Annotated in this window: 21 protein-coding genes; 9 read left to right on the top strand and 12 right to left on the bottom strand. The window is 40.7% G+C overall.

The genetic code is table 11. The annotated features are described in order from the left end of the window. Nucleotides 1–4 precede the first annotated feature (4 nt). Nucleotides 5–127 (top strand): hypothetical protein, encoded by a 123-nt coding sequence (locus tag V7K98_RS28945; protein WP_442940427.1) that lies wholly within the window; start codon nucleotides 5–7, stop codon nucleotides 125–127. Nucleotides 128–235: 108 nt separating this feature from the next. On the opposite strand, the gene obgE is transcribed toward V7K98_RS28945, so the two are convergent. Beyond that, the gene (gene obgE, locus V7K98_RS20100) at nucleotides 236–1264 is read right to left on the bottom strand and encodes a GTPase ObgE (protein WP_335024927.1); all 1029 of its coding nucleotides are present in this window, start codon (nucleotides 1262–1264) and stop codon (nucleotides 236–238) included. A 74-nt stretch (nucleotides 1265–1338) separates the two neighbouring features. After that, nucleotides 1339–2016, bottom strand: coding sequence for a Mo-dependent nitrogenase C-terminal domain-containing protein (locus V7K98_RS20105; protein ID WP_335024930.1), 678 nt, complete (start codon nucleotides 2014–2016; stop codon nucleotides 1339–1341). A gap of 416 nt (nucleotides 2017–2432) precedes the next feature. Between V7K98_RS20105 and V7K98_RS20110 the strand changes: the two genes are divergently transcribed. The 3 genes from V7K98_RS20110 (at nucleotide 2433) to V7K98_RS20120 (ending at nucleotide 5510) form a co-directional block, all read left to right on the top strand. After that, entirely contained in the window at nucleotides 2433–3533 is a 1101-nt protein-coding gene (locus V7K98_RS20110; protein WP_335024932.1) for a glutamate-cysteine ligase family protein, read from the top strand. A 541-nt stretch (nucleotides 3534–4074) separates the two neighbouring features. Further along, the gene (locus V7K98_RS20115) at nucleotides 4075–4431 is read left to right on the top strand and encodes a hypothetical protein (RefSeq protein WP_335024934.1); all 357 of its coding nucleotides are present in this window, start codon (nucleotides 4075–4077) and stop codon (nucleotides 4429–4431) included. Between the two features lie 539 nt (nucleotides 4432–4970). Continuing rightward, nucleotides 4971–5510, top strand: a complete 540-nt coding sequence (locus V7K98_RS20120) for a Dps family protein (RefSeq protein ID WP_335024936.1) — start codon at nucleotides 4971–4973, stop codon at nucleotides 5508–5510. A gap of 464 nt (nucleotides 5511–5974) precedes the next feature. Here V7K98_RS20120 and V7K98_RS20125 read toward each other — a convergent pair whose 3' ends face one another. Next, the gene (locus tag V7K98_RS20125) at nucleotides 5975–6190 is read right to left on the bottom strand and encodes a hypothetical protein (RefSeq protein WP_322643659.1); all 216 of its coding nucleotides are present in this window, start codon (nucleotides 6188–6190) and stop codon (nucleotides 5975–5977) included. A 407-nt stretch (nucleotides 6191–6597) separates the two neighbouring features. Here V7K98_RS20125 and V7K98_RS20130 point away from each other — a divergent pair, with 407 nt between their 5' ends. Next, entirely contained in the window at nucleotides 6598–7647 is a 1050-nt protein-coding gene (locus tag V7K98_RS20130; protein ID WP_335024939.1) for an adenosine deaminase, read from the top strand. Between the two features lie 244 nt (nucleotides 7648–7891). Beyond that, a complete protein-coding gene (gene mutL / locus V7K98_RS20135; RefSeq protein ID WP_335024941.1) occupies nucleotides 7892–9595 on the top strand; it encodes a DNA mismatch repair endonuclease MutL in 1704 nt (567 codons plus the stop codon). Between the two features lie 94 nt (nucleotides 9596–9689). On the opposite strand, the gene V7K98_RS20140 is transcribed toward mutL, so the two are convergent. The 7 genes from V7K98_RS20140 to V7K98_RS20170 all read right to left on the bottom strand — a co-directional run bounded on the left by V7K98_RS20140 (nucleotide 9690) and on the right by V7K98_RS20170 (nucleotide 18524). Then, the gene (locus V7K98_RS20140; RefSeq protein ID WP_335024943.1) at nucleotides 9690–10241 is read right to left on the bottom strand and encodes a Uma2 family endonuclease; all 552 of its coding nucleotides are present in this window, start codon (nucleotides 10239–10241) and stop codon (nucleotides 9690–9692) included. Between the two features lie 157 nt (nucleotides 10242–10398). Then, nucleotides 10399–10581, bottom strand: a complete 183-nt coding sequence (locus V7K98_RS20145) for a CsbD family protein (protein ID WP_335024945.1) — start codon at nucleotides 10579–10581, stop codon at nucleotides 10399–10401. Nucleotides 10582–10875: 294 nt separating this feature from the next. After that, complete coding sequence (locus V7K98_RS20150; protein ID WP_335024947.1) at nucleotides 10876–12111, bottom strand: DUF445 domain-containing protein; 1236 nt, start codon at nucleotides 12109–12111, stop codon at nucleotides 10876–10878. A gap of 98 nt (nucleotides 12112–12209) precedes the next feature. Continuing rightward, on the bottom strand, nucleotides 12210–12914 hold the full coding sequence (gene ubiE / locus V7K98_RS20155; protein ID WP_335024949.1) for a bifunctional demethylmenaquinone methyltransferase/2-methoxy-6-polyprenyl-1,4-benzoquinol methylase UbiE: 705 nt from the start codon (nucleotides 12912–12914) through the stop codon (nucleotides 12210–12212). 77 nt (nucleotides 12915–12991) lie between these two features. Beyond that, nucleotides 12992–13948 carry a response regulator gene (locus tag V7K98_RS20160; RefSeq protein WP_335024951.1) on the bottom strand — a complete coding sequence of 319 codons (957 nt, stop codon included), beginning with the start codon at nucleotides 13946–13948 and terminating at the stop codon, nucleotides 12992–12994. A 591-nt stretch (nucleotides 13949–14539) separates the two neighbouring features. Beyond that, entirely contained in the window at nucleotides 14540–17464 is a 2925-nt protein-coding gene (locus V7K98_RS20165) for a GAF domain-containing protein (protein ID WP_335024953.1), read from the bottom strand. Between the two features lie 736 nt (nucleotides 17465–18200). Beyond that, entirely contained in the window at nucleotides 18201–18524 is a 324-nt protein-coding gene (locus V7K98_RS20170; RefSeq protein WP_335024955.1) for a hypothetical protein, read from the bottom strand. 56 nt (nucleotides 18525–18580) lie between these two features. Here V7K98_RS20170 and V7K98_RS20175 point away from each other — a divergent pair, with 56 nt between their 5' ends. Then, nucleotides 18581–18799 (top strand): hypothetical protein, encoded by a 219-nt coding sequence (locus tag V7K98_RS20175; RefSeq protein ID WP_335024957.1) that lies wholly within the window; start codon nucleotides 18581–18583, stop codon nucleotides 18797–18799. Beyond that, nucleotides 18777–19043, top strand: coding sequence for a Txe/YoeB family addiction module toxin (locus V7K98_RS20180; RefSeq protein WP_335024959.1), 267 nt, complete (start codon nucleotides 18777–18779; stop codon nucleotides 19041–19043). The genes V7K98_RS20175 and V7K98_RS20180 overlap by 23 nt, the downstream gene beginning before the upstream one ends. Here V7K98_RS20180 and V7K98_RS20185 read toward each other — a convergent pair. Together V7K98_RS20185 and V7K98_RS20190 are read right to left on the bottom strand one after the other, a co-directional pair. Continuing rightward, on the bottom strand, nucleotides 19012–19542 hold the full coding sequence (locus V7K98_RS20185; protein WP_335024961.1) for a type II toxin-antitoxin system VapC family toxin: 531 nt from the start codon (nucleotides 19540–19542) through the stop codon (nucleotides 19012–19014). The two genes, V7K98_RS20180 and V7K98_RS20185, sit on opposite strands and share 32 nt — an antisense overlap. Beyond that, complete coding sequence (locus tag V7K98_RS20190; RefSeq protein WP_335024963.1) at nucleotides 19532–19741, bottom strand: hypothetical protein; 210 nt, start codon at nucleotides 19739–19741, stop codon at nucleotides 19532–19534. Before V7K98_RS20190 ends, V7K98_RS20185 begins: the two co-directional genes overlap by 11 nt. 420 nt (nucleotides 19742–20161) lie before the next feature. Between V7K98_RS20190 and V7K98_RS20195 the strand changes: the two genes are divergently transcribed. Next, on the top strand, nucleotides 20162–21295 hold the full coding sequence (locus tag V7K98_RS20195) for a quinone-dependent dihydroorotate dehydrogenase (protein WP_335024965.1): 1134 nt from the start codon (nucleotides 20162–20164) through the stop codon (nucleotides 21293–21295). The last annotated feature ends 67 nt before the right edge of the window (nucleotides 21296–21362 follow it).

The following is a 21362-nucleotide window of genomic DNA, read 5'->3' on the forward strand; positions in this document are numbered from 1 at the left end:
TAGATTGTCTGAGTATGAACTTCAGCAGTTGAAACAAGAAGCTGAAAAACAAGGAATAGGGATGTCTGATTTTCTTAGAAAATATATCTCAAAGCTGCCCAAACCAGAAATACTGAAAGCAGGATAAATCCTGCTGTTAGCTTTCATCCCGCATCTATTGCACAGATGTGTCCGACTCAGGAGGACACATCCTCAAGGGCTTTCAGCATTTTCCTTGTAATTACGGAATTACGAATTATATCAATGCCTCCACTTCTTGGGGAACCTTCATTTGATCGAGAATTCCCCAAATTTCTTGTAACATTGGATCTAACCCGGTGCGAGTAACTGCTGAAATTATAAAAACCGGAGCGTAGGAGAGATGATTAAGTTGAGTAGCTAAAGCCTCCAAATCGACAGTTTCCCGGTCTACTGCATCAATTTTATTCAGTGCTAAAATTTGCGGACGTTCTGCTAAACCCCGCCCATAGGCTTGTAATTCTTCCTTAATTGTGTTGTAATCTCTAATCACATCATCACTAGTGGCATCAATCAAGTGAAGTAGCACTCGCGTGCGCTCAATATGGCGCAAGAAATCATGCCCCAATCCAGCCCCCTGAGATGCTCCCTCAATTAGTCCGGGAATGTCGGCGAAAACAGTACCATCGCCAGTAGGTTTTCGCACTACACCCAAATTTGGGATCAAGGTAGTAAAGGGGTAGTCGGCAATTTTTGGACGTGCAGCTGATAAAGATGAAATTAAAGTAGATTTACCAGCATTTGGTAAGCCAATAATCCCTACTTCTGCTAAAAGTTTTAATTCTAGGCGTAGCTGCTTGATTTCCCCTGGTAATCCTGGGAGGGCGTATTCTGGGGCGCGGTTACGGTTACTCAAGAAATGCTGATTTCCTAGTCCACCTTTACCACCTTGAGCAATCCGCAAAGTCTGCTGAGGCTCAATTAAATCACCCAATAATTCGCCAGTTTCGGCATCATAAATGGTTGTACCACAAGGAACTTCGATGATTAAATCCTTTCCTCCTGCTCCAGTGCAGTTACTTGGCCCACCACGAGTTCCTTTTTCTGCCTGAAAGCGATGGTTATATCTAAAGTCCAGCAAGGTTTGTAGGTTTTCATCGGCAAGAAAAAGTACCGAACCGCCTCGTCCTCCATTACCACCAGAGGGGCCACCAGTCGGCACGTATTTCTCTCGCCGGAAGGCGACAATACCATCGCCGCCCTTACCAGCTTCAACTTCAATTTTTGCTTGATCGATAAATTGCATACTTAAATAATAGTGAGAAATGAGGAGTGAGGAGTTAAAGATTATAACTCCTTAGTCCCCACTCTTAACTCTAACTAAATATATGGTGAAACATCTTCACCGCATTTATCTGCTAGATAAGAGAGGGCGCGGAAACGTAAGCCCACCAGTTGCTCATACAAGGGGTTAATTTTACACATCGGCGGGATGTGGACAATTTTGCGTCCAAATAAGGTGACATCCTGCTCAAAGGGACACTGAGAGGGAATCATTTTACACAAAAAGCGGGCTACTCTTGGGTCTTGGATATCTAGACCATCCAGCCAGTCGCGCAGGGGGTGTAGTGCATCAATTTGAGGCTTTGTAAGTCCAGGGCTGGCGATCGCAGGGGTAAGTTGCTGTGGATGTTCTAGGGTGTGGCGAAGGGCTTCTAGTAACTTCTCTGGCTGTTCTAAGGTTTGGCAGAACTGATGTAGCACTTCATCTTCGCTGGGGGAATAAGTGCCATCTGCGATCGCTACCATCACTGCTGTCCTTAAGAAATTTTCTGCGGCGGGTGTAGCTTTCCCCAACACTGCGGCTAATTCCTCTGGCGTAATTACCTCTAATGAGTCCCATTTAATCTTAGGAGCTAATTCATTTTTGGTGATATTGGCTATTAATTCCTGTTCTTGGGCATCAAAATTACCATCTGCCCAAGCAATGGTGAGCAGTCCACGCAACCAAGCGGCAATCTGTTCGCTGCTGTAGGGGGATTGAACGGTACTTGTCATAAACTCACGTCTGGTAGCTTTCCTCAGTCACTACTAAGCTACCCTAACCAGTGACTAGGAAGATAGTAGGGACAGCAGAGAAAAATAAATTAGAGAAATTTTCAAATCGCAAAAGTCGATCTTAGGGTAAAATCCATTTATGTCATTATTGACAATTTTTATATTTAAAGTGAATTTGATTGGAGTATCTCAAATATTCGTAAGTAAGTGGGTCAAATTAAATATCAAACCTAACCTTGCCTCCGGCTTCCCTCTCCGATACTTTGGAGAGGGATTGAGGGTGAGGTTTGATCTTATATTTAATTATGCCTACCTACTTACTACGTTTCTTTGAGAGTTCTGGATAAAGCATATTTAATTTTTGGAAATATCTATTAGGTGGATTAGGTTAACTCTCAGCAATAAAGGTATTAATAATGTTTTTCTTTGGCATTGAGCATGAAGTTGCTTTCCTAAATAAAGAAGGAAAGTTTGCTGATTTTTCCCACACAAAATTTGCTGATTTTAATCAAATTATTGAAAAGCTACCCACATATCCCAGCGACTATCCTCAACTGCGCGTAGGTGATGCGGGTATTAAAATTAAAAGATGGTACATTGAGGGATTTGAAAGATTTGCAGATTCTGATGAAGTTATAGACTGTCATGTTAAAGGTATTGAAATTAGAACAACTATACATTCTGATATTCAAGGCGCTATTACAGAATTATCAGCAAGTTTTCAGTTGCTACGTGAGGTTGCTGCTAACTTTGGTTTGTCACCAGTTTTGGTAAGTTTTAATCCCTACAATCCAGCTTTTGAGCCTCAACCCCCATTAAACGATTATGAAATTAAACAGCTAGAGGCTTATCCTGACGAACAAACTGCTAATATTCACATGGTCTCTTATGGGCCAGATTTAAATATTTCAGTGGCAGATTTTTCTACTGAAAATGTGATTGATATTGGCAGAAAGTTAACTTATTACAGTCCCTATATAGTTCCTTTTAGTTATAGTTCCCCTTTTTATAAAGGAGGTTTATGGGATGGGTTATCAGTAAGAACATTTATCAGAACCGGAAAAAGGCCAGCAGCCTTAGTTTTTATTCAGAAAGAGGAAGAACTAATTGATAGCATACCTTCCTTAACAAAAATTGCCCGCATTCCGGCTGAAGTGGGACGCATTGAATTTAAGGCTTGTGATAGTTGCGATAATTTTTTAATCTACGCAGCTTTGCTGGCTTTATTAAAAGGTTTGGTATTAGATGAAACTTTACTGGGTAGAGTAACCGTACCCGATGCAGTATTACATCAAATTTCTGCAAAAAAAGGTTTTGACAACGAGGATATTTTTGAGAATGCGACAAAAGTCTTGCAAGCAGCTGAAGTTGCTTTGGGAGATGATCCAGATGTTCAGTATTTAACGCCGTTAAAAGTGCTGTTGGCGAACCGAAAAACTAGATCCCATGAATTAATAGAAATGTTTCATTATGGAAGTTCAATAGAAGAGGTAATAAGGCAGACTTATCAGTTTTAAAGAAAAAATTTGCTTTCCATATTAAAAAGGAATAATTTAGGACTTACGCATTGACAGAAAAGACCAAGTATAGATGATTTGAAAAACCAGATCCGTCGTAAGGGCAATTCATGAATTGCCCCTACGAAGCGGATCTATACTAAAGTCATTTAAGATGTCACAACTATATTAAGTAAGTCGATATATCTAGAGACTGATTTTTATTACAACTATAGATAGAGGAAAGTTCATTCTAGAGATTGATGCAGGCTTTAGCATTTTCCAAGTACAAGTATAAACAGCGAACCTTGAGAGAAGAATATCAATATTGAATGTAATAATTTTGCTACAGAATTAAGGTGGTATAAGCCTATTATCCCTTGCTAATTCGATGCAGAAATACAAATACATACTCTTCGTCAGGTTCGTTTTACAAGAACTTCCAGATTGAAGCGTAGCTTGCTAGTTTTATTCTTGCTCAAATTTGCCAAATTTAAAGTTATAAGCTTCTGCTCTATCACTGAAAGTTCTGCGTTGTTCAAGCTGTTATTGAGGATTTCAAATGAAGATTGTTGCTTCTGTTTTATCTATCTTAAGCCCAGTACGTTTTTTGGTGGTGGCTTTTACTTGCGCGATACTATTGTTATCCAGTGCTTTTCCTGCTTTTGCGATGGATAGCTATCAAAGCGATCCTACCGAAGGTACTACACAACTGCTTGAAATTCAACGCAAAACCGATAAAGCTGCTAAAGAACCACCAGCAGGATTGAAAAAGGTTCAAAAGGAATCTAACAAAGGACTGAATGAAGTTCAGGGAGATGCTGATATTGAGAAGCAGAAGCGTCCAGAAAATTCCCAGAGTGCAACCACTGTAGAAGAAAATATAAAGAACGTACTGGAAAAAGTTACGGGTAAGTAACTAAATTAATAGTTCTGTTAATTTTTTGTTAGTAATGGGTGATTGCGTAAAAGCATTCATCCATTACTAATTAGTTTGGATATTAAAAAGGAATAAAGTTCGCTAAATATAGGAATCCGTTTTGATTTCTGAAAAGATTCGTAGGGGAGCCAGTCGCGTGAGCGGGTTTCGCTCCGCAACGCACTTGCTCCCCTAAAATACCTAATTTGTGAAAATTTGCGGTGTCCAGATCCCCAACTTTGTAAAAGTTGTCGCGTCCGCTTGATGGCTTATTAAACCCGAAGAACCCCACCCCGCCAAAGCTATGCTTTGTCTCCCCTCCCCGCAAGCGGGGAGGGGTTCTTTTATTATGGGTAATCTGGCGGACATGATATGATTTAGGATTTATATAGATCATTGTCATAATACTACCTATTAAGACATAGGCAGAATTAGGAATTAGGTAATTATTTTAAACTCACAATGTTTCCTTTGGTTGATGTGGAATGTATATTAAATTTGAGAAATTGGTAAATAAGTTTGCTTAGGGATGGAAAACAATGCGTGCGATAAACATTGGTTTGACTGAAGAACAGCGTGAAGGTGTAATTAATCTGTTAAATCAAGATTTGGCAGATGCCTATTTACTGTTGGTGAAAACCAAAAAGTATCACTGGGATGTCGTTGGCCCTCAGTTCCGCTCTTTGCACCAGCTTTGGGAAGAACACTACCAAAAGCTGACTCTAAATATTGATGCCTTGGCAGAGCGGATTCGGGCTTTGGGTGGTTATCCAGTTGGCACAATGGAAGGTTTTCTCAAGATTGCTACGCTCAAGGAACATGCTGGTAATGTTCCTACAGCAACGGGGATGGTAGCTAATCTAGTGCAAGACCACGAGCAGGTTATTCGTAACTTAAGAGACCATGTAGATCAGTCTGGTGATAAGTTTCACGATCAAGGAACTGCTGACTTTTTAACTGGACTCATGGAAGAACATGAGCAGATAGCTTGGATGCTGCGTTCATTTATTGAAGGAGAGGCATTAGATCCAGATGGTAAAAAGCCAGCAGCAGGGGCTAAGACTCCTGTAGGTGTATAGCTTATAACTTCTTAGTTGAGGATAGCTGTCTGTGAAACCAGATTAAAAGGAGGATTAATTCCTCCTTTTAATTTGCGTGAAAGAATTAATTTCTTTGCATCTACCTCGATCGCAGGTAGTGTTGGTGCAGACTAGCTATTCTTTGCATAACTCCTAATATAGCGGTTCTCAGTTGAGTGAAGTATAAGAAAAGAACCCCACCCCCAACCCCCTCCCTGCTCTTCGAGAGGGGGCTATGATGTACCTCATTTGATTAGGAAAAGCTATACTAATTCTCGATGAAAATGCATAGAGTAGTCCTAAATATTTCATCCAAAGTTAAATCCCCAACTTATCGAACAAGTCAGGGATTGGGATAACATAAATTTTCCCAGATTGGTATTTACAATTGCACTTTTAACAAAAACTAAATCTAGCTTACAGATGCACAATTGCTACAAATATTTTTGAAATTTAATGCTACCTTAATTTTCATTTACCAAATCAACTAAGGCGTTCGATTGGAAGCGCACTATAGATGAAACTGAGCAACCGCGATAATTCTCAGAGGTGAATACTGATAGTGTGATATTAGCTTGACCAGGATCTAAGATGCGTTTTACCTTGCAGGTTTGCATTTTGTTGTTGCAGTAAGCAATGATGCGATCGCCAGCCTTGACATCCAACGCTTGAATTTTCACTTAATATCAACCTCGCCCAAGATTTTGTTTAGCTAAAGAAAAATACATGACTATATTTCACTCGCTAGACAATTTAAATATTTATTTCAGTATAGCACAAAAACTAAGGCTTTTAAATGGTATCAATTTCATCTTAATAATGTCAAGTTGATTTATACTCAAAACTCTATTACATGCTGGACTTGGAGAAAATAAGGATGCTTGTAGCCCCTCTGTTACAGCGCGGCATAAATCCAGCTAGCATCTCAATTAACAAGATTTGGGGCTTAACTCTTTTTCTAAATGGTAGGCAAATTTTCGCCATCCTTTACTACGACATAAGCCTTTTGCCCTAATTTTTTTGGGTAGAGATTTTTGTTTCTATGTTTTTGTTACAATTATTGAAATTTTTACCTAAAAGTAACACTATGGCTTTATATGCTGAATTACATAGACATCTGGGCGGTTCCGTTGTACCGCGAGTTCTATGGCGATATTTTGAGCGACATTCTTCGGAGTTGATTTCCCGTTTTGCTGACTATTCAGAATTTGAAGATTTTTATACTCGTCCACGCAACAGTTTAGATGAGTATCTAGAATTACACACCCTGGTAGAAAGTGTGCAAACTGTGGAGACTTTGCCTTACTTTATCTATCGCTTGGTGCGGGGTGCTTACATTTTTGAAAATTTGGCTTATTTGGAACTACGCTACACTCCCTATTTACGAACACCTGAGCATCTGAGTCAATCCGAAAGAATTGACAAGATGGCTGAAATTGTGAAAGTAGTAGGACTTGCTAGCCACCAGCCAGAACATCCGATTGTTACTAGCCAAATTCTTTGTATGCACACGCGCTTACCTTATGAGGTGAACAAGGCGATTATTGATTTGGCGGCACAAAATAAGCAGTATGTCTGTGCAGTGGATGTAGCTGGCGGTGATAGCTATTATGCCGATCGCTTAGAAGAATGGATTAGCTTATATGATTATGCGCGATCGCTAGGCGTTAACACCACGGGACATCTATATGAAACCACCGCCGGTTGTTATCCCGAACTGTTACCCTATCTCATGCGAATCGGTCACGGTATCCAAATCCCTCTACTGTATCCAGAGTTACTTAATGATGTCGCAAGACGCGGGCAATGTTTAGAGATTTGTCCCACAACTTACATAAAAACTGGTACTTTGCAAGATATCCGTCAACTCAAAGTAGTTTTTGACCGTTGTTTTGATGCTGGGGTAGATATTGCTATCTGTACTGATAATGCTGGATTACATAATGTACGTCTACCGTTTGAGTATGAAAATCTCTTGACTTACGACATTATCAGTTTTGAACAACTACAAGCTTGTCAGGATGCAGCTTTCCGTCATGCTTTCGCTTGGCCTTACAGTGAACGTCCTGCATCTTTGTTGAACGATTTGCTCAAACCCGAACCACCGAAAGTTTTGGCAATCAGGGATAGTAATTAACGTTAATTAATGTTGAGTGTTGCGATCGCTGATTTGTCTGATGCTTTAGACAAAGCTGTAATGCACAATTATCTGGCAAAAACAATGCTTTACAGATTAAACCACAGATGGACGCAGATTGTTTATCGGTGTTTATTTGTGGTTTATTTTTCGCTGATTAGATTTTTTCTAGAAGTTTATTTTGAATTTTGAATTGTTTTCTCTCCCCACTTCCCTTAGCCACAGAAGCTATAAACTATAATTTATGGCATCTACTATTCAAGCTCTACCAACAGAAGTCGTATATCTTATTACAGCTGGTGAAGTTATCGACTCTTTAGCTTCTGTGGTGCGGGAATTGGTAGAAAATTCCCTAGACGCAGGTGCAACGAGAATTGTGGTTTCTCTATGGCCGCAGCAATGGCGAATTCGCGTTGCAGATAATGGCTATGGAATGAACCTAGATGACTTGCAACAAGCAGCCACAGCCCACAGCACCAGTAAAATTCACTCTAGTGCCGATTTATGGAAAATTAACAGTTTGGGGTTTCGTGGTGAGGCGTTACATAGCTTAACAACTCTGGCAGATTTGGAAATTTTGAGTCGTCCTGTGGATGGAAAATTAGGATGGCGGATTAGCTACGGCGATGGTGGGGAAGTTGTGCAAGTTGAAGTAACTGCGATCGCACCTGGTACAGTGGTGACAGTTTCTAATCTTTTCGGTAACTGCTCATCACGCCGTCAGGGATTACCCACAGTTGCACAGCAAATGAAAGCCGTGCAAGCCACAATTCAACAAATCGCCTTATGTCATCCTCACGTCACCTGGCAGATTTCGCAAAATGACCGTCAATGGTTCACCATCTCTCCGGCTGCGACAACTGGGCAACTCCTACCGCAGATTTTACCCCAGGTGCGACAAGGTGATTTGCAAGAAGTGAAACTCCAAATACCCAATCCTCCTAACTCCCCACTCCCCACTCCCCACTCCCCACTCCCCACTCCCCACTCTTCACTAAATTTAGTGGTAGGATTACCCGATCGCTGTCATCGTCATCGTCCAGATTGGGTACGTGTAGCCATTAACGGACGGATGGTTAAGACACCGGAACTAGAGCAAACGATATTATCAGCATTTCACAGAACATTACCACGCGATCGCTATCCAATTTGTTTCTTACACCTAGCCATCTCTCCCGACCAAATTAACTGGAATCGCAATCCAGCAAAAACAGAAATTTACCTCAACGAAATCATTTATTGGCAAGAGCAAATTACCCAAGCAATTAACCAAGCCCTCAGCATTTCTTCTAACAATCTTAAAGAAGCTGTCCACACAACAAGAGTTAGTAAATTACTCAAAGCCGCAGAAGCTAAAGGCGGCTATAATTTCAATCCTAAAACTCCTAACTCTTCACTCCCAACTCCTAACTCATTAAAAGCTGTTGCTCAAGTTAGCAACACCTATATTGTGGCGGAACATTCTGGGGGAATGTGGTTAGTAGAACAGCACATTGCCCATGAGCGAGTTTTGTATGAGCAATTGTGTGATGATTGGCAACTTATACCCGTCGAACCGCCAATTATTCTTTATCAATTGTCGCCAGCGCAATTATCGCAACTGCAACGCATCGGTTTAGACATAGAACCCTTTGGCGAGCAACTTTGGGCTGTCCGAAACATACCTGCACCTTTGCAACAGCGAGACGACTGTGCAGAAGCAATTTTAGAGCTTAGTTGGGGAGGCGATTTACAAACCGCTCAAGTAGCTGTTGCTTGTCGCAGTGCCATTCGTAATGGTACACCCATGAACCAAGAAGAAATGCAGACGCTTTTAGATAATTGGCAACGTACTCGCAACCCTCGCACCTGTCCCCACGGAAGACCAATTTATTTATCTTTAGAAGAATCAGCTTTAGCCCGATTTTTCCGACGTAATTGGGTAGTTGGTAAAAGTCATGGAATTTGATATTTTCAGTGAGATATATTTACTCAATATGATTTTTTTATTCCTATTTAGACAGGATAAAACATTAACCCAACCGGATGATATTTCAATTAACTTAACTATTAATAATCTGTTCCACCGCAACAGAAATATCTGGAAATCCTAGCGGTTGAATTGTTCCTGTAGTCAATGTTAGTTTTGTCGCGTAGTCTCCATCTAAGATTTCTCGAAACACCACTAAATGAAGCTTTTTGAGATTCACAACCCAATACTCTAAAATACCTGCTTCTGCGTAGATTTTGCTTTTTCTCTCTAAATCTTTTTCTAAACTGGAGTTAGCATACTCAATCAACCAAAAAATATTTTCTGGATAGGGATGATGCTCTCGATACTCGCGTCCTAAACGTTGGACAATGGCAATATCTGGCTCTGGTTCCGAGTCATTCGGTAAGGTGATAGGCTTGGCTTCACGAATTTTGGCGTGTTCAGCCAATAACTTTGCGAGATACTCACCAGCTTCATCACTACAATAAGCATGGGGTTCCCCTTCCGGCGACATTTCGACAATTTCCCCCTTAAGTAGTTCAACTTTGCGATCGCTCAAAATGCCAGCATCAATCATGCGGTGATATTCTTCAATCGTCCATTTCGCAACAATAAAAGTCATGACGATTGATTCCTCCCAATAATTCTTGATATTTTACCATTTTATAGTTTTGCACAAATATAAAAACTCCACTAACTCAAAGCTAGTGGAGTAATTAATGTTCAACGATTAGGAGAAAATCATAGCTAATATTGCTATTTGTACTGTATAAGCGAAATTAGTCTACAACTTTCTTCACTTCATCTTTGATGTTTTCTACAGTGTGAGAAACTTGAGCTTCAGCTTGCTTTGCTTGTCCTTCAGCTTTCTCTTGTGGATTACCAGTGATTTCACCGACAACCTCTTGGATTTTTCCTTCAATATTTTTTGCAGTAGCTTCTATTCTTTTCTCGATACTCATAGTTTTATTTCCCGCTTGTAGTTGACTCAGCTATTACATAAACTAACAATAGTGTATTCTTTTTGACTTCTATCAACCGATAGAGTAATTGGGGAAATTATGTATCTTAAGATAGATGTAGGTTGTTACAGATGTAAAAATCTCTGAATAGATCGTAAATGAACAAGCCTTCAAAATTAAGGAATGAGTTCCGAATAATTTGATTTATCAAAGGCGATCGCTGAATTTGACTTGCTTCAGAATATAGCTAATTTGCTATTATAATTCCATCGAACTTTATAGGCAGAAAGAAAATTAATATTGACTGACTATTAAAAACACTGTCTGCAATAACCCGATGACAAAACCCAAAACACCACCTAAAGTTACAATGGCCTGCAATTCATTTTTAACAATTCCCTCAATAGCAGCTTCTAATTCAGCCGGCGAAGTTGATTTCACGCGGTCAACTATCACTTGATCTATCGATAAAATCGGAATAGCCTGTGCTACAATTACCTCCAAATCTTTTTCCAAATACTTATCTAAAATTAGAGCCAACTCTTGACTCATAACTTCTAAAGAAGTACTGACAACAGGTGAAGTACTAAGACGATTCAGCAGGACTACAGCAATATTTTCCCAATCAACAGAATCAGTTAATCCTTGTAAAAAATCGCTGCCACTGTTTTGTAGGTAATGACGGACACTTTCGCGGGTAGTCTTTCGCAGTTGGCGCACCGTACCCATCGGCAAGTTTTGTAATGATAAATTTTGCAATAATTTCTTGATGCGATCGCGCATCTGCAAACCTTGAGTTAATTCCTCCAAGCGAGTATTTGCAGCCTCTTTTTCATCTAAGCAAAAAGTCCGTAACCTTGTCAGAGTATTACGTAAGCCAAACAAATTTGCTACTACCCAATAAGTTCCACTAGTTTTTTCGCGGAAGCCTTCATCAATAATTTGAATGGTGCGATCGGTCAAAAAATCAACTATTGCTTGGCGCAACAGATCCGGCGGTAAAACTACTTCTAATAACCAATCAACGAGCCTTGTGGCTTGTTCTTCACTGAGTTGAAATTCCAGCAGTATCTGGTCAAAAATTTGATTTATCTGCGCTTCCAAAAAGTCTTCACGTCGCGCTAAAACCTTGAGTAATCTTGGTAGAGATTCCCCTAGCAAATCCCGTAAAATTCCGGCTACAATTTTGACACTTTTTTGGTTATTATCTGTTTTGATTTGTTCAATCGCCAGCTGCAACAACCAGAGAATTGCCGATTGGACTCGTTCTGTTTGCAACAAACGACGTGCGAGATTTTGCAATTCTTGGGGTGTCAATAATGACCCCATGATTGTCTTAGAAATGTTCAGAGCCAGACGTTCCTGGTTGCGGGGAATCAAACCAGGGGTAAAGGGTACTCTTCGTCCAGCAATATAAATTGCTCGGTAAGGACGGAACAACATTTTGATGGCTATATCATTTGTGAAATAGCCAATAATTCCACCCAGTACCGGGGGAGACACATAAAGCCAAAGATGAGACCAGTCCAAGGGAAGAATTAAAAAATTTAGGAGTTTAGAGCTTAGAGTTAGTAGTTAGGAATGATAAATTTTCAATGAGAATTTATCACTACTCATAATCATAACTTTTAACTAATAATTCCTAACTTACTAAGCACTAGCACTCCCATCATACCGTTCACAATGGGGTAGTGTGTGGCAATAGCAAAACCAACTTGACGCGCTAACTCTACTTGCTCTTTGCCAATGGGGAAGCGCTCTAGGCTGGGACTAATATAAGCATATTCTTCTTTTAAGCCTAAATAATTGGCAACTGGCACTACAAAACCGTCCAGATACAACTGCTGAAAAGCACGTAGCTGAGGATTGCTCGGTCGATGAAAGTCTAAGATTGCGGCTTTAGCGCCTGGCTTCAAAACCCGGTGTAACTCTTGGAGACTGCGGGAAATATCTTTAACATTTCTTAAACCATAGCCCATTGTTGCGGCATTAAATTGGTTATCCTCAAAGGGTAAATTTAGCACATCGGCTTCTACCCAGGCGATTGCAGGTTGAGGGTACTGTCTTTGGGAACGTAATGAAGCAGTTTCTAGCAGGTTGCAGGAAAAATCAACTCCATAGACCTTTCCTGTTGCTCCCACACGCCTTGCCAAACGTAAGGCTAAATCACCACTACCGCAGCACAAATCTAGTACAGTATCACCCGATTTAGCTGCACTCCATTTAACTGCCATTTCCTTCCAGATTCGATGCTGTCCCAAGCTTAACCAATCGTTTAATTGGTCATAAACTGGGGCAATACGGTTAAAAATGGACTGAATTTCGTTAGTCATTGGTCAATTAGTCATTAGTCATTGGTCATTTGTCAAGGATAAAGGACAAGGGACAAATGACAAAGGACTAATGACAACTACACAATGGTTTGATGGCAGCAACTACTAGTAAGAGCGATCGCTATTAATTCGGCTGATAAATTAATTAGCATTAATTCATCGTCCCGCAAAGTGCAGGGTTGTTTCCACTGTAGCGACAATACGCCCAAAAGTTTATGACGGTAGCTAATTGGGATAACTAAATGTGCTTGCACACCCGTATTTTTGTAATGAATTGCGTCAACTAACTTAGTATCTTTAAGTACATTTAAGGAGACTTGCATTTGCCCAGTGGCGATCGCTTCTGTTGTTAGCGAGTCTTCAGATAGCCAGTTTTCTATTGTACCTGTTTCGCTGTAAGTTCCTTGAGTCGTAACCAGATTATTTCCATCTGTAAGCTGGAGGATACAGCCTTCTGCCCCAAAAGTCTCACTCACAGCCTTAGCGATCGGGGTGAGAGTTTCCTCTAAGCTAGAAGCTGCTTGAGTTACCTGTACCAAAACACTCAACAGCGCCATTTGAGCATGAGCGCGGCGTAATTCTTCTGTACGTTGCTTAAGCAAGTCGTAGGTTTCTGCGGCTCTTTGCACCACTGCCTTCAGTTCCCCTGGATCCCAAGGCTTGGTGATATATTTGTAGACTTGCCCCGCATTAATTGCTTCTACCAAGTCTTCAATATCAGTAAATCCGGTGAGAATTATCCTCACCGTATCGGGAAACTGAGGTACAGTCTTACTCAGAAATTCAGTTCCTTTCATTTCTGGCATTCGTTGATCGGAAATAATCACCGCTACTTCCCCTTCTGCTGCCAAAACTTGTAGGGCATTCACCCCACTATCAGCTTTCAGAACATTAAAGTCGCGTCGAAATGTGCGATAAAGCAAATCGAGGTTATCTGGCTCATCGTCAACTACCAAGATTTTGAGCTTTTTTGGCCGTTCTAGAGTCATCACTTGATATTGGAGTTTATCAATTTCGCCACTGGGCTTATCCATAAGATATTTCCTTTAAATATTCACTATCTTGTTATATTACATACCAAGCTTAGTTGAGAATAGCTCAGATTTATCGAGAGTTTTTACGGACTTAAATAGCATGTTTGAATACGTCGTGCATGGGTAGTACAGAGGATGTTTGGTTGTTCAAATATTTGAATTAGAAAAAATTGCTCTGGAAAAACCAACTAAATCAGCCTTGTAGCCTCTGAGAAACCTCACCCTGGTTTTACTATGCAAAACCTGTCCCTCTCCTTCGTAAGGAGAGGGATTAAAGATAGGGCAGGGTGAGGTTTTTCTTTTATTTTGGGTAATTCGATGACTTACAGTAGATTGCAACAGGCGTGAGGTACAGATCATCGTAGGGGCACAACATGTTGTGCCCCTACCCGTGTACTTCATTTACTCGCAATACACTGTATGTATACACTATAGCCTTAATAAGGGTAGGGAAAAAGCCTGTGGGATAAGCGTTTGAGCTTATAGAAAGCTCCAGTAGTAGTCTTTCAAGAACTAATTGACGAATAAATCTTCTGTAGAGACGGCGATTTATCGCGTCTCTCCAAGCGTCAAAATCGGTTTGACAGACTACTAAGAATCATAAACAGCTAACGGCAAAAGCAAGCGGCTAACTACCCGATTGTCTGGTAATTGATAGAAATTTAACTCTCCTCCCAATTCCAGCATGAGGTTTTGGCAGATTAGTAGATGTAAAGCTGGTGGTTGGTCGAGCTTGGAGGGAGCAAGCACATCTTTGGGTGTATTATCATGTAGTTCAGTGAGTAGCTGTGATTCCATCGCACCGTTATATGTAATCGACAGTTCTAGGGATTTCTGATGTTCAGTGCCGCCACTTGTAGAAGAATACTTTGCCTCTGAGGGTTTTGACGGATCTAAACGGCGACACCAAATGTCAATTCTGCCGCCCATTGGAGAACGGTTACAGGCAGTAATTAATAATTCATGGATAACTAATTCAATTTTGACAATATCACCAGCGATCGCCATTGCGGATTGAGGGGTGGAAGTAGGAACGCTTCTAGCTAATGCAGAGTTCTTGGGCGGTTCTGGCTCATCAATTGATTGTCCCAAGCCATGTACACCAATCCACAGCTTTTGTCTATGAAGTAAATTTTCGATGCGTTCGAGCGATCGCTTTAGTAAACTGGCTATGGGCATAGTTTCCCAACTAAGATGTAGCTGCCAGTTCTCAAGTTTGAGCATTCCACTCATGGAAGTGGCTGTGTGGTCTAATTGTCTTAGCAATAGCTGGTAGCGCATCTGAGTCAGTTCATTAGCAGGAATGCCCAAATCATGTATTTGTTTCAGAGATAACGCTGTTATTCTTTGAATTTCCTCTAGGCGACGATGTTTGTACCAGTTGAGTTGTCGTAATTCCTCTGTTGTAGACTCTAGAAGTCGGTTAATTTGCTTTTGACGACGCCACCAAGCTAATTGATTAACCAGAGTTGCGATCGCATTCAGGTTTTGTTCTGACCAGCGACGCTCGTGATAGTCTGCTAACAACACTACTCCTGTGATTTCATAATCAGCATTAGTACGTAATGCCATCACCAAAATTTGACCTTTATCTGGAGTATTTAACCATTTTCGAGTTTCTGGGGGTAAATTATCCACCTTCAAAGTCAGGTAATTTTCTGTAACCAGTGCCCACTGAATTAGGGCTTCAGACTGGATAGAAATAGGTGCATCGGAAAAAATCCCAAATTGGCTATTGTCAATGACTCCAGGGATAATTTCTGCCAAATTTTCACCAGGCGACCAAGATAGTAGTAATGCTAGGGGACAACCCAGAATTGATGCTATTTGTTCGAGTGCTGTTCGTTCTAAACGATTTTTTTCAACCTCAATTTTGCTGTTCTGGGTTTGTGTCAAGATGTTGAGGCATTGCTCAAAAGCCTGGGAAGTTTTTTGCTGCTGGGTAGTACGGTTGTGCAATTGCCACTGACGAACAATCACACCAATTTGTTGACTAACAGCCCACAGTAACTCTTTTTCGAGAGTTGTCCAAGAACGATGGGTTTCGTGAGTGATGACCAAAAGTGCTGCTGGGACATGACCGTGAGTGCATTTACAAATAAGTAGCGATCGCACCCCACTTTCTAATAACAAGGGTCGCCAGTTAAAAAAGCGTAAATCTTCATCTAAATTCTCAATTTCTACCGCTTCAGTTGCACGTTGCAAAAGCTGCTCATCTAATTCTTTGAGAATATTCAGGTTAAATGTCAACGCGCGACGATTATGGGGCTGACTTTGGTAAATAAATTGATAATTATTCTGTTCGGGATCGTATTGCAACAGCAAAAAACGAGTAGCTGTTAGTCGAGCTAAAACTTTTTTAGCACAGTTTTGTAAAGTTTCCTGAAGTTCATGTTCGCTATAGATACCTTGGGCAACTTGACTAGTTAGTTGGGCATCTTCTTGAATCTGTTTGATAGTACTTTCCATGCTTTCGTTAGGTGCAACCAGGGAAATTAAACCAGCCACACCCTGAACAAAATTTTTGTCTGCCTCTGTCCAGATTCGAGGTTCATTGCTTTCCACCGCCAGAAAACCCAGCAAGTTCTTTTGCCAGATGATTGGAGCAGCCAAGAGCGATCGCACTTTCAGGCGTTGCAGTAATTTTGCCGTAAAATGGCTTTTCAAAGAACTGCGTGCATCGCCAATTGAGACAATTTGGTTCACTGCCAAAGCATAATAAAAGTCGCTCAAGTCCTGTACAGTCATTCCCGCCGCTTGCTGAGTGCTAGAATTGCGATCGCTTTTGACAAGCTGATTGCTCATCCGACACCAAAAATAGCGCCCTTCCCGATCAAACCAGTAAACGTTTGTCCGACTAGGGGAGACAAATTTATGAGTTGCTTGTACGCCTGCTTCCAGTCTTTGATTAAGGTTACTGAGGGTGCGTAAATTTCCAAGCAGTTCTAATAATGGCTCATCAGTTCGCTTGGTTTGCTTTTGCTGTTTATCCATCTCCTGCTGATAAAGCGCTGCCCCTAGTTCGCCTAAAACCATCATCAATCGTGCTTTTGCTTCTCCTGTCAGTAGATAGCCCCAGCGTTCTGAACCCAGTAACAGCAAACCTAAGCAACGATCTTTATAGCGAATTGGTAAAATAATCGTTCCTTGAATCTGCAATTTTTCAGCAATTTTGCGCCATTCAGCAGCGCGGATTTCAGTTTGTAAATCAGCTATGCCCAAAGGATGCTGTTCAATCACTACTTGCTCTAATAGATCCCCAGGACTAAGAACAACTCTTTGGTATAAAAAACTGGTGTCACGCTCTGGTGTAATACCGCCTTTGCCGAATAATATGTGATTTAGGCGATCGTAAAGAGCAATCCAAATCAGTCTGTAATCAAACTGTTCTTTAAGATAAGAAATGGTAGTTTCAATCAGAACGTCAACATCATCTTCTTCTCTAAGGCTCTGGAGGACGCGCCCCAAAGAGAGGATCTGCTGTTCGGCGGCTATAGGTTTTTGTGGCTGCCCCATCTGATTTATTGGTTAACATAACTTGTAATATATAAGATGCCCAGAAAACTACCCTGAGTAATATTGCCACAAGTGTTTAATCTTGAACCTGAACAGCTTAATAGGCGGTTATGTACCCATAACTACTTAACAGTAACAATACCTTCACCAAAAAAGAGCCTACAAAACAAAAATTTTAGCCAAACTAGCAAAATGACCCATACATGAGCATTTAGCTGACAGCGAATGCCATAAGCATAAGTTTTGCGTGCATGAAGCGGTTTTGAGTACGTCAAATTTTTCACAAAAACATCGCGGGTCGAGAGGATACGCCACTTGACTGTCATGCTGTGGAGGAAACACGCCACGAGTGGTTTTAACCACCGTGAAAAATGATAAAATTAAATTGTGAGTAGGAATAACCATCTGCGCTAAGAAGTGTTTTGTAAGGAGTGACCCCTGATTTATCTCGTACCTGTACGAGTTACAGCCCTGGGTAAACAAGTAATGGGAAAACATGGAGCGTATACCACCCAAACATTGATGGACTCGGAAAGCAGAGGCAATTAAAAAGTAAGCGCAATTGCAATACCTCTCGTACTGGTAAGCTGAAAATACTTTAATTTGCATCCTCAAAAAAATAAATCTCTTGTGGGGTGGGCATCTTGCCCGCCCTAGCTGTGCAAATTAAATGCACGACAGCTTAGTTGTTTTAAGCGTGTAGGGGGATATTTGACTATCCCTTTTAAGTCAAGTCTTAGAGAATCTTCGTGTCTTTAGACCGCAGAGTGTCAACTCTATTCATTTCTGGCAGTGCTTTGGCTTCCTGCATTTCATATACGATCGCTAAATCGGCGTAAACAAGCAATAAATGATTACTCAAGTTTTTGCAGCCAATATGAATGCTAAGGATTTTAAAAAATTGATTAAAGAGAAGAAAAACGAAATCATAAAAAAACACCTGTAGCTTAATGTTAGGTGTAAAAGTTTTTGATCTATCTAGGTTTACTGTAAGTGTGTTCAAGTAGTGGTGATAGGCGATCGCTCTTGAATATGGTGGACTTAGGCGATCGCTTTTCAACGAATTATCAGATATGCTAAAAACATAAACGTAGCCTATAAAATCTACTAAACCTTATGGATACCCATCAAGAAACCGAATATGTCTTAGGTAACTCGCGTCTAATGCAACAGATCGAGCAATTCAAGCATAATTCCCAAAAATCACACCCTAACCAACTAATCCATTCGATTGATTTCGACTATATTTTAAACAATCCAGAACTGATTCCACAAATTCAATTACTAATCGAAACCCACAAACAGAAGCATCATGCGATCAATCGTATTTCATGAGGACACTCTGCAAACTTATGAATATTTAAGAGAAACCAATAAAATTATTCACAAAAAATTGTTTAATATTATCAAAGAAATGCAAAGAGGAGATCCCACACAAGGAACAGGAAAACCTGAAGCTTTGAAGTATGAATTAGCTGGATATTATTCACGAAGACTATCTGATAAAGATCGATTAATCTATAGTTTTGATGAAGAAAATATATACATCATCGCAATTGGTGGGCATTATGAAGAATAAACTGAATCATAGTTGCGTAGTTTACCGCCGTAGGCATCGCTGTTGGATATTGTGGACTTAGGCGATGCCTGCGGCGGGCTGCGCCAACGCGCATTGAGATGATGCGAAAAGGCGATCGCAAAACATAATAGCCATCATTATAATCAAAATCTGAATCATCGGTCACAAGCACCCAGCCATGTTCCAGACAATGCGCTGCAATCCAAACATCATTCATAGGAATTGGTCGTCCTTTGCGCTTCAAAGCCGAACGAGTCTGAGCATAGATAACTGCCGTTCTCTTTTCCACAGGCACAACCGTACAAACTTCCATAAACTCGAAATATCGAGGAAGATTTTTCAACGGCCGAGTCGAGTTCTCAGCCCCAAACAGTAACTCTCCCGCTACTACCACCGACAAAAATATTTCTGGTAACGCCAACACCCTTGAAACAACATCAGGATCACCATTCAAAAAACGTATTGCAACAGAAGTATCTAATGCAATCTCACCACTCATTTAAATTAACCTGACGACAATCAGCTTGAATTGTTTCCTGTAAATCAGCCGCCTCATCATCACTCAAAATACCAGCAAATTTCGCTAGAGGATGATGACTACGCGTTGTCTGAACCCGATGCAAAAAATCTAACATTACTTTAACTAACTCATCTGGAACATCTGCAAGTTCTTGGATAAGCTGCTCGCGGCTAGTCATAGTATTTGCGCTCTTTAGCAAAGTTTATCGTCTAATATTATAACGAATCAGTGAATCAGTCTCAAAATCAATTACACAGGTTTAGCTTAGGCATAGCCCGTCGCAGACATCGCTAAATCAAAAAATATCCTCATAGATATCTGTCATCGTTAGCGATAAATTGACCGAATTTAAAACAAACTTATCCTCACTTCCCAAAATCTTCTTTGTCCAATTATGTTGCAAATCTTACCGATAAACTTCCATCTTCATCTCATGTTGCGAAACTAAAACATACTCCTGTAAACTACCAATAGTCTGATAATTAACCAACTTTTCGCGGCGATCGCTTATCTCAGTACATTTAATTATTACCCATTTGTACAAAATTCTGGAGTTAATTCTGACTGCTGAATTTTGAGTTATTCTTCAAAAAAGCTAATGGATATTTATAAATTTGCAATTAGTCCGCTTTTGTTCAATGTAGTAAAAACAGACCCAGAGTGGTTACACCAGCAGACGATTCGCAGTTTTAGCTGGCTATCACAAACCCCTGCTAGTTGGGCAAACCAACGCTTACAAAAATCTTTATGTCTGTACGATTCGCGCCTAGAACAAAATTTGTTTGGGCTAAACTTTCCAAATCCTGTAGGGTTAGCGGCTGGCTTCGATAAGGATGGAGTAGCTGCTGGTATTTGGTCTAATCTGGGTTTTGGCTTTGCGGAACTAGGAACTGTAACTTTTCACGCACAACCAGGAAATCCGCGTCCCCGTTTGTTTCGCTTGCCGTTGGATAAAGCTGCTCTTAATCGGATGGGCTTTAATAATCTTGGTGCAGCAGCAATGGCAGCACGTTTGATAAAGGAAAAACAGGAGTCAACCCACTTAATACCCATAGGGATAAATTTGGGTAAATCTAAGGTAACTCCTCTAGAAGAAGCCGCACAAGATTATCTTGATAGTTTTCGCTTACTCAAGGATTTGGGAGACTATTTTGTTGTTAATGTCTCTTCCCCTAATACGCCGGGGTTGCGATCGCTCCAAGATGCCTCTATGCTCAGTGCCATCTTGAATTTATTACAGCAAGAAAATACTGCACATAAACCAATTTTTGTCAAGATAGCGCCAGATTTAGAATACGTTGCGATCGCTGACATTATTTCTTTAGCTAAAACCTACCAACTGGCAGGAATTATTGCCACTAACACCACCATCAGGCGTGATGGACTGAAAACCCAGGTGATTGACCAAACTGGCAAATCACCCCAAGGAGAAGCTGGCGGAATTAGTGGTGAACCATTGCGCGATCGCTCCACTGAGGTAATTCGTTTTATTTGGCAGCAAACCCAAGGAGAAATCCCAATTATTGGCGTTGGTGGCATTTTTTCCCCAGAGGATGCTTGGGAAAAAATTACTGCTGGTGCTAGCCTGATCCAAATTTATACAGGCTGGATTTATGAAGGCCCACAGATGGTAAGCCGTATTCTAGCCGGATTGGTTTCCAAACTAGAACAAAACGGATTAAATTCCATCAACGAAGCTGTGGGCGTGAAGTACCCCTTTTTGCTTCGCTGAAAAAGGGGCTTCCAATTTCAACTACAGCAATGACGGTCTTATTCGTCTCTTGGGTTTCCCGTATCTT

Source organism: Nostoc sp., from assembly GCF_036917435.1.
Lineage (GTDB): Bacteria > Cyanobacteriota > Cyanobacteriia > Cyanobacteriales > Nostocaceae > Nostoc.